This is a genomic window from Bradyrhizobium sp. AUGA SZCCT0169, from assembly GCF_018130085.1.
Lineage (GTDB): Bacteria > Pseudomonadota > Alphaproteobacteria > Rhizobiales > Xanthobacteraceae > Bradyrhizobium.
This window is the reverse complement of record NZ_JAFCMC010000013.1, coordinates 168,652-180,547: the sequence shown is the minus strand read 5'-3', so window position 1 is coordinate 180,547 and position 11,896 is coordinate 168,652. Positions and strand designations below refer to the sequence as shown.

At 61.8% G+C, this 11,896-nt stretch carries 9 protein-coding genes and 1 pseudogene; 6 read left to right on the top strand and 4 right to left on the bottom strand.

The features are described from left to right. The 3 genes and pseudogenes from JQ609_RS17540 to JQ609_RS17530 all read left to right on the top strand — a co-directional run. A pseudogene (locus JQ609_RS17540) lies at positions 1-180 on the top strand (alkanesulfonate monooxygenase); the annotation flags it as partial. A 100-nt stretch (positions 181-280) separates the two neighbouring features. Further along, positions 281-766, top strand: coding sequence for a hypothetical protein (locus JQ609_RS17535; RefSeq protein WP_212274327.1), 486 nt, complete (start codon positions 281-283; stop codon positions 764-766). Continuing rightward, entirely contained in the window at positions 763-990 is a 228-nt protein-coding gene (locus JQ609_RS17530; RefSeq protein ID WP_212207081.1) for a hypothetical protein, read from the top strand. Before JQ609_RS17535 ends, JQ609_RS17530 begins: the two co-directional genes overlap by 4 nt. 24 nt (positions 991-1,014) lie before the next feature. Here the strand turns inward: JQ609_RS17530 and JQ609_RS17525 are convergent, their stop codons facing one another. From JQ609_RS17525 to JQ609_RS17515, 3 genes are all read right to left on the bottom strand, one after another. Next, positions 1,015-4,122: an EAL domain-containing protein gene (locus JQ609_RS17525; protein WP_212274326.1), complete on the bottom strand. Its 3,108-nt coding sequence runs from the start codon at positions 4,120-4,122 to the stop codon at positions 1,015-1,017. A gap of 199 nt (positions 4,123-4,321) precedes the next feature. After that, positions 4,322-6,151: a bifunctional diguanylate cyclase/phosphodiesterase gene (locus JQ609_RS17520; protein ID WP_212274325.1), complete on the bottom strand. Its 1,830-nt coding sequence runs from the start codon at positions 6,149-6,151 to the stop codon at positions 4,322-4,324. Between the two features lie 181 nt (positions 6,152-6,332). Next, entirely contained in the window at positions 6,333-7,310 is a 978-nt protein-coding gene (locus JQ609_RS17515) for a sensor histidine kinase (RefSeq protein ID WP_212207084.1), read from the bottom strand. Positions 7,311-7,580: 270 nt separating this feature from the next. Between JQ609_RS17515 and JQ609_RS17510 the strand changes: the two genes are divergently transcribed. The 3 genes from JQ609_RS17510 to JQ609_RS17500 all read left to right on the top strand — a co-directional run bounded on the left by JQ609_RS17510 (position 7,581) and on the right by JQ609_RS17500 (position 10,241). After that, positions 7,581-8,750, top strand: a complete 1,170-nt coding sequence (locus JQ609_RS17510; protein WP_212207085.1) for a serine hydrolase — start codon at positions 7,581-7,583, stop codon at positions 8,748-8,750. A 33-nt stretch (positions 8,751-8,783) separates the two neighbouring features. Beyond that, a complete protein-coding gene (locus JQ609_RS17505) occupies positions 8,784-9,620 on the top strand; it encodes an SDR family NAD(P)-dependent oxidoreductase (protein ID WP_212274324.1) in 837 nt (278 codons plus the stop codon). A 117-nt stretch (positions 9,621-9,737) separates the two neighbouring features. Beyond that, the gene (locus JQ609_RS17500; protein WP_212207087.1) at positions 9,738-10,241 is read left to right on the top strand and encodes a cupin domain-containing protein; all 504 of its coding nucleotides are present in this window, start codon (positions 9,738-9,740) and stop codon (positions 10,239-10,241) included. A gap of 107 nt (positions 10,242-10,348) precedes the next feature. Here JQ609_RS17500 and JQ609_RS17495 read toward each other — a convergent pair whose 3' ends face one another. Continuing rightward, positions 10,349-11,725, bottom strand: a complete 1,377-nt coding sequence (locus JQ609_RS17495; protein ID WP_212274323.1) for a cytochrome P450 — start codon at positions 11,723-11,725, stop codon at positions 10,349-10,351. Positions 11,726-11,896 lie beyond the last annotated feature (171 nt).

The following is an 11,896-nucleotide window of genomic DNA, read 5'->3' as shown; positions in this document are numbered from 1 at the left end:
GCCGGCATCGCCGTCGTCGGCAATCCCGCGCAATGCGCGGATACGCTGCAGCAATTCATCGATGCTGGCTGCCATTCGTTCTGCCTGTCCGGCTATTTGCACGACGAGGAGGCCGAGCGTTTCGGCCGGATGATCCGCCCCATCCTCGCCGAGAACAATCGGGGCCGCCTGGCTGCGTGATAGTGAGGTTCTGCGGTTCTTCCAATAGATCATCGCGCGTCAGACGCATTTTGGTTCGTGATGAAGCTCAAGCCCTACTTGCGCCCAACGAGGCAAACAAATGTACACCCCGGACAATCTGAAAGAATTGACAGCGCTGTTTGCGAAATATGGCGCCAAGGCGCCAGAGTCCTGGGCGAGGTCCCAGCTTGATGAGGGAATTCCCCAGCTTCAACGGTTCCTGTTTCTGAGACAGGCCTGGAGCCAGGTCGTTCGCACTGGCGATGAGGAGTGGATACAGCGCTGGAGACAGGCCGCGGAGCGGGATCGTGACGGGCCTCATGCCCCTGTCGCCCACGCATTAAAGACGTGCCTTGAGAAAGGAGTATCGGCAAAAGAACTCGTCAACATCGTGCGTGGTGTGCAATCGGAGTTTCTATTCCAGCTTTGTTACCTGTTGGAAGATCCGATGTTTACTGAGGAGGAGCTGCAGAATTTCTCATGGGGGCTGTTTGAGGTCGACACGGATGGCGATCCGATCGGCCCGCGCATTTTTGCATTGCATGAATCCGTTTACGAAACCGATCCGATGAGGGAACGATCGTGACATCGCAGGTAGGCAGCGCCACTCTACGCCTTGTTGTCGATACCGCCGGCATCGCCGTCGTCGGCAATCCCGCGCAATGCGCGGATACGCTGCAGCAATTCATCGATGCTGGCTGCCATTCGTTCTGCCTGTCCGGCTATTTGCACGACGAGGAGGCCGAGCGTTTCGGCCGGATGATCCGCCCCATCCTCGCCGAGAACAATCGGGGCCGCCTGGCTGCGTAGGGTCGCGCCGGTAGACATCGCGGTTCAGGCCGAAGCGAGCGCGGCTTCGCTGCCAACGCCGATCAACCGCCGCACCTCGGCAGCCGGCTTGGGGGCACTGAACAGATAGCCCTGCATCTGGGTGCAGCCGAGCCGCTTCAGCAAGGCCTTCTGCTGTTCGGTTTCGACGCCCTCGGCGGTCGTGATCATGTTGCGCGAAGTCGCAATGTTCACCACCGCCTGCACGATCGTCTCCGAGCCGTCGACCTCGATGTCGCTGACGAAGCAGCGGTCGATCTTGATCTTGTCGAACGGGAAGCGCTTCAGATAGCTCAGCGAGGAGAAGCCGGTGCCGAAATCGTCGAGCGCGATGCGCACGCCGATGGCGCGGAGCTGATGCAGGATCGCCAGCGCGGTCTCGTCGTCATGGATCAGCACGGCTTCGGTGATTTCGATCTCCAGCCGGTCCGGCGGCAGGCGGGAGGAAGCAAGCGCCCCCATGATCCGCAGCGCCAGCGTCTGGGATCTCAACTGGACCGGCGAAACGTTGACGGCCAGCCGCACATGAGATGGCCAGCCTGCGGCCTCCATGCACGCCGTCTGCAGCACCCAATCGCCGAGCTCGTTGATCAGGCCGATATCTTCCGCCAGCGGGATGAATTCCGCCGGCGAGACCATGCCGCGCTCGGGGTGACGCCAGCGCAGTAGCGCCTCGCAGCCCGCCACGTCGTTGCTGCCGAGGTCGAGCAGCGGCTGATAGTGAATTTCGAAGCCGCCATCGACCATTGCCTGCCGCAGGTCCTGCTCCATGGTCAGCCGCGCCTTGGCGCGGGCATCCATGACCGGTTCGAAGAAACGATGGGTGCGGCGGCCTCCGGCCTTGGCGCCGTACATCGCCAGATCGGCGTTCTTGATCAGCTGGTCGAGATCGGTGCCGTCCTGCGGCGCCCGCGCGATGCCGATGCTGGCGTCGGTCGAGAGGTAATGGCCGAGGCAGTGATGCGGCTGCCGGATCGCCTCCTGGATCCGCGTCACGAATTCGATGACGTCGTCGCGGTCGCCGACCGCGGTCTGGATCACGGCGAATTCGTCGCCGCCGAGCCGCGCAATCAGATCGGTCGGCTTGAGGCACTCCTTGATACGGGACGCGACGGCCTTCAACAGTTCGTCGCCGACATGATGCCCGAGCGAGTCGTTGATGCCCTTGAATTCGTCGATATCGATATAGAGCAGTGCGAATTGTTCGCCGCCGACGGCCTTCTGCAACTCGCGCTCGATCTGTTCGCGGAACAGTACCCGGTTCGGCAGGTCGGTCAGCGCGTCGTAATGCGCAAGATGGGCGATCTTTTCATCGGCGCGACGCCGCTCGGTAACATCCTCGACGACATGGACGATGTAGCTGGGCTCGCCGGCCTGATTGCGAATGCCGAGCCGTCTGGAGGTAATATAGCGACGGCCCATCGCCTGGGTTTCCCAGAGATGCTCGTCCTTGAACAGGCCGTCGGCGGATCGCAGCGCCTTGTCGTCGTCGGCCGTGACGATCTCGGCGGACGCTTGCGGAAATATGTCGAAGGCGGTTTTGCCGATGATGCTGTCGCGGGAAATGCCGAATTGAGTCTCGGCCACGCGGTTGGCCAGCAGGTAGCGGCGATCCTTGGCGCCCTTCACGGTGATCTGCGAGGGGATGTGATCGATGATCTGGCTCAGGAAAGCATGGTTGCGGTCGCGTTCCTGCTCGAGCTTGCGACGCTCCGTGACGTCTTCGATGGTGGCGATCCAGCAGCCATGCGCCAGCGGCCGGCTGATGGCCAGGAAGCTTCGCCCGTCCGGGCAAAGCATCATGCTCTGATCGATCCGGCCCTGGGCAACATTGCGCAGAACGCCGGAACAGAATTCCTTGACGTCGCCGCTAAAGGCTTCCTTGTCCTTGCGGTGCTGGATCAGGTCGGAGAAATGGCAGCCGGGCTTTACGATGTCCGGCGACAGGTTGAACATGTCGATGTAGCGCTGGTTGACGGTGACGATGCGCGCGGACGCGTCGTACATCACCAGGCCCTGGATCATGTTGTTGAGCGCTGTGTCGAGCCGGTGCCGTTCCGATTCCAGCCGTTGCTGCGCCTCCCTGCTTTGCCGGGTCATCTGCCGGATGATGAGGAACAGGATCAACGCGATCGTCGATGCCGCCAGTATGGCGGCGCTGACCAGGAACCTGGTCTGGGCCTCCCAATCGGCAAGCGCGGCGGTTATCGAATTGGTTGCGACGACGATGATCGGGAAGCGGCTCAACTGGGCCGCAGACCCCAGCCGGTCCCTGTTGTCGATCGGGCTTTTGACGCGCAGCGTCTGCTGACCGCCCTGCGTCAGGACGCGCTGCAGCAGCGGCGCCGATCTGAATTTCTGTCCGACCAGGTGCTCGGCGCGCGGATGTCGGGCCAGCAGGGTGCCGTCGGTGTGAAACATCGAAACGGCGGCGTCCGCTCCGATCGCGACGGAAGCAAAGAACTTCACGTAGTTGGAAGGATCGATGCGCCGTGTCATCACGCCGAGAAAGACACCATCTTCGCCGGTCAGCCGATGGGCGACGACCGTGTTCAGACTGCCGCTGATAAGGCTGCGAAGCCCCTCGGTCTGGATCGAAGGTGATTGCGGATTGAACTTAAAGGACTGGAAGTAGGCGCGTTCGGAGATGTTAAGGGCCGGCGTCGGTAACGGTCGCGACCAATTGATGATGTTGCCGTCAGCGTCATAGATCGAAATGTCGCCAAGATAGGACAGGACACCGGCTTTGGATCGGAGGATTTCGTGGGATTCCGAACTCGAAATCAATTCCCTGAACGCCTGCGGTGAAGCGATGCCGGGAATCCGCAGCCGGACGATCACGTCGGCTGCGATGGTGTCGGAGTCCTCGAATTGCTGGTCGAAGTGACGGGTGAGCAGCAGGACGGTGTTTTGCAGTTCGCGTTCGCTGTTGGCCAGCGCGCGCTCGCGAAATTCCGCGACCATCATGATCGTGCCGGCGAAAATCGCCGTAACCAGCAGCGCCCCGCAAACGGTCAGCCACAGCACCGGACCACGGATCGTCGTGCCGAGACGCCGGCTGGCCGCCGCAGTTCGGGACACCATGCTATTCAGGTCGCGAAACAGAACGCGCATTCCCCCTTCTCCCCGGGGAACTTCATACGATGCGCTCATGTCATAAGCCGTTAGGAAATCCGGTTACCTAAGGTTTAATCGCGCCCCTGAATGCCGTTTTACGGCAGCGCTACGCGCATGGCTGGCCGCACGCAGCGCATGGTGGTGTCTATCTTATGGTGCAACCAGCGGGGTTGGGCGGACACTGGCGCAGGCTGGCTCAGCGGCGATAGCCGCTGGCGCGGGAAAACGCCGGGCGGGTTTCCTGAGCCGGGCGGCTCGACAGGCTGGCGCGCGTTTCGCTGGCGAGCGGTGCCGCCGGCCTGAGGTCTTCCAGGAAGATCGGCTTGGAGAAGTAATAGCCCTGCGCATAGCGGATCTTGGTCGCGGCCTGCAGATAGGCCAGTTCTTCGAAGGTTTCGAGGCCTTCGGCGATCACGGTCATGCCGAGCGCTTCGCTCAGCGATTCGATCGCCCGCAAAATGCCCTGGCTGCGCGGCCGCAGATGGATATCGGTGATGAAGGAACGATCGATCTTGATTTCGTCGGCGGTGATGTCGGCCAGCGCCGACAGCGAGGAATAGCCGATGCCGAAATCGTCGATCGAGATGCCGACGCCGAGTTTGCGGAAGATCGGCAGGATTTCATCCTGGAAATGCGTCTTGGTGACAAAAGCGTCTTCGGTCACCTCGATCATGAAGCGCTTCGGAAATCCGGTGGCCTCCAGCGCCTGCGCGAACGGCCGCATGAATTCGGGATTGCCGGCCTGCTTGGCCGCGACGTTGATGCTGATCGTGGTATCGGGACCGAAGGTCTCGTTGATCAGGTCGATCGACTTGACGATCTCCGCCAGCACCAGATGGGTCAGTTCGTCGATCAACCCCAGTTCGACGGCGAGGTTGATGAAGGTGCCGGGAGCCTGAATCACGCCCTCATCGTCCCTGAGCCGCACCAGCGCCTCGATGCCCGTGACCGCCTTGCTGCGGATATCGACCTTGGTCTGGAACGCGCAGCAAAAGCGCTTTTCCAGAATAGCCAGCCGCAGCGATTGTTCGACCTTCATCCGCGCCAGCGCCTCGCGCTCCATGCTGGAGTCGAAGAACGCTGCCCCGCCTTTGCTTCCGTTCTTGACGCGGTACATCGCGATATCGGCATTCTGGCGCAGCGCGTCGTAGGTCTTGCCGTGCTCGGGATAAAGGCTGACGCCGATCGACGTCGAGGCGAATATCTCCGATTCGTCGATGAAGAACGGCGCCTTCAGCCGTTGCAGGATGAAGTGGATGTATTCAGCGACTTCGCTCTCGCTCTGGACCGGATTGAGCAGCAGCATGAACTCGTCGCCGCTGATCCGCGACAGGATGTCGGATTCGCGCAAATCCATGCCCAGCCGCTTGGCCATTTCGACCAGCAAGGCGTCGCCGATCGCGTGACCGTAATAGTCGTTGATGTGCTTGAAATTATCGACGTCGAGAAACGCGAGCGCGAAGTGGCCGTGGACATTATCTTGCTGAAAATGGCCTTGTTGCAAATGAACTTGTAAGGGACCTCGGGCGCTGTCGCGCGTGAGCAGCGTGTTGACGCGGTGTTCGATCACCCGCCGGGTCGGCAACCCCGTTAGTTCGTCATAATAGGCCGAGCGGAACAGCGCGTCCTCGAACGCCTTCTGATCGGTGATATCGGCGGAATTCGAGAGCAGCAAACTGCGTCCGGCGATCTGGATCGGCCGGTGCGAGGTGAGAAATACGTGCTTGGCCGGACCTGATGTCACGGCCTCTTCCAGTGTGGCCGCGTGGCCGCTGCGGAGCAACTCGAGGCAGGTCTCCTGGCGATCGCTCAATTGCGAGGGCGCAGGCGCTGCCGCGGCCATCTGCAATAACGTCGCGGCGGCGTCGTTCACCAGCAGGAACTCGCCTTGCTCGTCCTGAACCGTCACGGCTGTCGGAAGCAATCTGAGGATATCCCGCAGAATGCTCAATTCGGTATCAAAAGCGCCTTCATTACCGGCCTCGGTCGCGGCCGCCTGAAGGTCATGTTTATAGGGACTATGCATGCCGCGGAGCTTGGCAAAGTCCCTTCTAATTTTGGTTAAGTGGAACTGTGAAAAACCGCGACACTCCTACAAGTTGGCGCTTTCGGACGTTACGGCCGCAATCGTCATTAACAGAATCTCAATTCGGGCTTCGGCTGCTTGCAGTAATTGCGAATTGTGCCTTTAGGTTGTGCAGCCGCGTTCAGCTCGCGGGGATGCGACACTGCATCGTGCAGTGAACGCCGGTCTTCAGGAAACTGACTTCGGTCTTGCCGTCGAACGAGCGCAGTGCCGATTGCAACAGCTTGGTGCCGAAGCCCGGCGCTCCGATTTTTTCGACCGCGGGCCCCTCGGTTTCGTCCCAGGTGATCTTGAGCCATGCCACATTGAGTTTGTCGTCCGACACCGTCCACGACACCTGCAGCATGCCATTCGCAGCGGAAAACGCGCCGTACTTCCCGGCATTAGTGGCCAATTCGTGGAAGATCAGCGCCAGGCTGACCGCCAGCTTGGCCGGAAGGAATAGCGGATCGCCATTCAGGTTGAACCGGACATGGCCGTAAGGCCCGAGTTCAGAGCGCAGCAAGTCCTTGATATCACAGCCGCTGCCATCGATCCGTGCGATCAGATCGTCGGTTGCCGACAGCGCGCGGATCCGGTGATCGATGCTGCTCCAGGCCTGCGGTTCTTCGTGCAAGACCTGGTGCAGAACGGCGTGGATCGTCGATGTCTTGTTCTTCAGCCGGTGCTGCAGCTCTTCGACGATCAGCTTGCGATATTCTTCTTCCTCGATCAGGCGCTTGGCGATCTGCCGCTGTTGCGCGACGATGGTCCGGTAGTGCTCGACACCCCATATCGTGATGCCGCACACCGCCCAGAAAATCAGCAGCAGCGCCAGGCGGGCGGAATCGGTTACGGCGTCGCTGAAATTGACGGCGACGCCAAGCGCGCCGCCGGCGAGCGCCGTTGCGATCCCGATCCGGAAGCCGCCAAAGGCGGTGGCAAAGAACACCGCCGGAAAATACGGCGTGAAGAACACGTCGGGACGGATCTGGGCCAGTCCCCACCGCGCCAGGGTCGCCAAAACCAGGCAACAGACCGCAAAGCCGGTGCTGAATAGCAGTGAGGGCTGGGAAATCCCCTGCCAGCCGTGCCTGAACTCGTCGATCAATTTCGTCATCGGTGTTGTCACTTCACGTGATCAGCGAATCCAAAATAAGGCCGACCCTAACGGAAACCGGGGATTTCGAGCCCGCCGGCAACGATAAGGCGGGTTCTGCCGTGGCGCTGTCAGCGCGATAAGCTTGCTTGCGTTGTTCCCGGCGGGCGGGAATATTGGCATCAACAAAAACGGGAGGAATGGATGAACCGTCTCATTCGCGCTTTCGGCGCATCGGCTCTCTTTGTCCTTGTGGCTACCGGGAACGGTTGGGCGGACCCGGTGCTCCCTATGGCCGTGACGCCCGAAGACGTCGGCTTGTCCTCCAGCCAGCTGGCACGCATCGAGGCGGTGACCCAGAAACACGTCGAAACCGGGCTGGTGCCGGGCGCCGTGATGCTGGTGGCGCGGCGCGGCAAGATCGCCTGGCACAAGACCATGGGTTTCCGCGACCGCGCTGCGAAAGACCCGATGCGGCCGGACTCGATCTTCCGCATCTATTCCATGACCAAGCCGATCGTCTCGGTCGCGGCCATGATGCTGGTCGAGGAGGGAAAGATGCAGGTCAGCGATCCCGTCTCGAAATTCATTCCGGAAATCGGCCGCATGAAGGTGGGCAATGAGACCACCGAGAACGGCAAGGCGGTGCTGCAATTGACCGATCCCGCCCGCGAGATGACGGTGCAGGACCTGTTGCGGCACACCTCCGGGCTGATCTACGGCGCGCGCGGCAAATCATTGATCAACGCGGCCTATATCGAGGCTAGGATCGGCGGCCGTGATGCCAGCAATGAAGAGTTTGTCGCGAAACTAGCGAAGCTGCCGCTGCGGTTCTCCCCCGGCGAGCGCTGGGAATACGGGGTGTCGACCGACGTGCTGGGGCGCGTGGTCGAAGTCGTCTCGGGAAAGACACTGGGCGAATTCCTGAACGAGCGCATTCTGACGCCGCTCGGCATGACCGACACCGGCTTCTCTGTGCCATCAGACAAGCTCAATCGCGCCGCTCAGCCCTGGCAAATGCCCGAATCGCCGCCGATGACGCCGCGCTTCGACGTGGCGCAAAAGCCCCGTTTCGAGTCCGGCGGCGCCGGCCTCACCAGCACGATGGACGACTACCTGCGCTTTGCGATCATGCTCGCCGATAGCGGCGAATTCGCCGGCAAGCGCCTGCTCGGCAACAAGACCGTCGATTTCATGACGGCGGATCATACCCTGGCGCGGCCGGGCCGGCCGCCGGGGCTGGGTTTTGGTCTTGGCTTCGAGGTTCGCACCAGCGTAGGCGACGCCGCCCTGCCGGGCTCGCTCGGGGAATATGGCTGGGCCGGCAACGCCGGCACGCTGTTCTGGATCGATCCCAAGGAACAGTTGATCGCGATTTACATGGTGCAGGTCGATGACGGCGCGCGGATCATGCTGCGCAATCAGTTCCGGACCATGGTCCAGTCCGCGATCATCAACTAGGATTTCTCAGGTTTCGCAAAGGGGATAAGTGAAATGGGACGGCTGGACGGCAAGGTCGCGGTGATCACCGGCGCGACCAGCGGCATCGGGCTGCATACCGCGGAAATTTTCGTCGCCGAAGGCGCGAAGATCGTCATCGCCGGACGCCGCGCGCCGGAGGGCGAGGTGCTGGCCAAAAAACTCGGCGCTGCCTGCATCTTTCGTCAGACCGATGTCACGGTCGAGGAGCAGATGAAGGCGCTGATCGCGCTTTGCGTGGAAAAGTTCGGCAGGATCGATTGCCTGTTCAACAACGCCGGCGGCCCGGCCCAGACCGGCGGCATCGAAGGCCTCGAGGTCGATCGCTTCGATGCGGCGATGGCGACGTTGGTGCGCAGCGTGATGCTCGGCATGAAGCACGCAGCACCCCAGATGCGCCAGCAGGGCTCCGGCAGCATCATCAACAATGGCAGTATCGCAGGCAGACTTGCCGGCTTCTCGTCATCGATGGTCTACGGCGCGGCCAAGGCCGCCGTCATCCATCTCACCAAATGCACGGCGATGGAGCTCGGCGAATCGAACATCCGCGTCAATTCGATCTCGCCGGGCGCCATCGCGACCGGCATCTTCGGCAAGGCGCTGGGCCTTTCGGTGGAAGCCGCCGAAAAGACCCCTGGTGTGATGCGTGAGGTCTACAAGACCGCGCAGCCGATCCCGCGCGCCGGATTGCCCGAGGATATCGCGCATGCCGCGGTGTTCCTCGCCAGCGACGAATCCTCTTTCATCAACGGCCACGATCTCGTCGTCGACGGCGCCATCACCGGCGGCCGCAACTGGACCCAGCAACAGCAGGGCTATGTCGCGCTGCGCAAGGCATTCGATCAGGGATAGGGTCTCACAACGTCATTGCGAGCGCAGCGAAGCAATCCATCGTGCGGCAAGGCGAGTATGGATTGCTTCGTCGCTCCGCTCCTCGCAATGACGGGCAGATAAACAAAGGGAGAAAAGATGTCTGCAACACTTGGTTTGTCACCCGCCAGCCCGCAGGGGCGGCCGTTTTATCTCGCCGTGATCGCCGGGCTCGCCTGTGCCTTCGTGATCGGAAAGACGCTGCCATCCACGATGGATGCGATCTCGGCGATCATCGAGCCGCTATGTGCCAGCAGCGCGCCTTCGGGCTCAACGCTCGATACCGTCGAGCCGATCGGCTCGTACGCGCTGCCGAACGTGCCGGGCAAGAGGGTGACGATCGTGCGCGTGTTCTACGGGCCCGGCGGGTTCACCCGCGCGCACCGGCATGCGGGCTCCGTCACCGCCTATGTCACCAAGGGCGAAATCCGCTCGCAGCTTGCCGGCGGCGTGGTCGAGACGTTCAAGGTGGGCCAGTCGTTCTTCGAACCCCCCGGTGCCGTGCACCTGGTCTCGGCCAATGCCAGCATGACCGAGCCCGCGGAATTGATCGCGGTGTTTGTGGCCGACGAAGGCGCGCAGCTCACGACGTTTGTGGAGTAGAAATCGACTTGTCATGCGCGGGCTTGACCCGCGCATCCATCTAAAAAGAATCACCCCAAGATTGATGGATCGCCGGGTCAAGCCCGGCAATGACAGCAGGCGAAGCCTCACACTGCCTTCAGCACGACCTTCAGTCCGTCCCGAGGTTTTGGGATCGGCCACATCTGCCAGTCCGGCTTGTAGTCGGGCTCCAGCGAGACGCTGAGATTTTGCAGGAAATGCCGTGCAAAGCATTTCGCCTGCATATAGGCAAAATGCAGCCCGAGGCACATATGTGCGCCGCCGCCGAACGGCACCCAGGCGAAGCGATGGCGATCACGCTGCGCTTCGTCAGTGAAACGCATCGGATCGAATTTGTCCGGATCGGGCCAGATATCCGCCATGTGATGGGTGAACAGCGGATTGACGCCGACCAGGGTGCCGGCCGGAATCGCATAGCCCTTGAAGGTGAAATCGCGGACCGCGCGGCGCGGCATCGAGGGCACCGGCGGCTTCTTCCGCAACGCCTCCTTGAACGCCATCTCGCTCAGCGGCATTTTCTCGAGATTGTCGACGCTGGAGGGGTCGTTGGCCTCGATGCCGAGCCCTTTGACTTCCTCGCGCAGCCGCGCCTGCCATTCCGGATGCGCGGCAAGCTCGCCGACGAAGGAGGTCAACGACGACGTCAGCGTGTCATGCGCCGCCATCATCAGGAAACTCATATGATCGATGATATCCTGGGTCGACAGCAGCGCGCCGTCCTCATGGGTGGCCTGGCAAAGATGCGAGAACAGATCGTCGCCGCCGCCCCGCGCGCGGCGGATCGGAATCTGCTCGGAGAAATAGGCCACGATCCGCTTGCGCCCCGCGACGCCGCGGCCCATCTGCGTGAACGGCAGCGGGCGCCGGATCGGTGCCACGGCCGCCGCCACCATGTCGACGAAGGCGCGCGTGATCTCGTCCACCTCGGGACCGATCTCGGCGCCGAGAAACGATGTTGCCGCCAGATCGAGCGTGAGCTGCTTCATCGCGGGATACACCAGCATCTCGCCGGGTTGCGCCTTCCACTGCTTGACGCGCACGGCAATGCCGCGGTCGAGATCCGTGAGGTAGGATTTCATCGGTCCCGACTTGAACGCAACCGACAGCGCACGGCGGTGCAAGCGATGTTCCTCGAAGTCCAGCAGCATCAGCCCGCGCGGAAACAGCCGGCCCAGGATCGGACCCCAGCCATGGGTGGAGGAAAATTGCTTGTCCTTGTCGAACAGCAACAGTTCGTTGGCCTCGGGGCCGAGCAGGTTGATGCTGGTCTCGCCGAACACATGGCTGCGATAGACCGGGCCATATTTGGCATGCATCCGCTCGACCTGTCCCTTGGGGTCGGCGAGCACCTCCAGCGTCTTGCCGATCACCGGCCAGCCCTCGTCGCCAGGTATGTGCTTGAGTGAATTACGCTTCGGCGGTGTGAAGGGAAGCACGGGGGAAGCCACATGCTGCATCGACATGGCAATTGCTCCGGTTCGGCACTGGCCCATTATGTGGGATCATCGGCACAACCAAGGTGAGGAAAATAACGCTTTGTTGCGTCGGTGCAAAGCCAATAGCTCCGGCCGCGCGCCGGTTCATCCAAGCCGCGCCACAAAGCCGCAGGCCGCCTTTCGACGGGGACATCGATG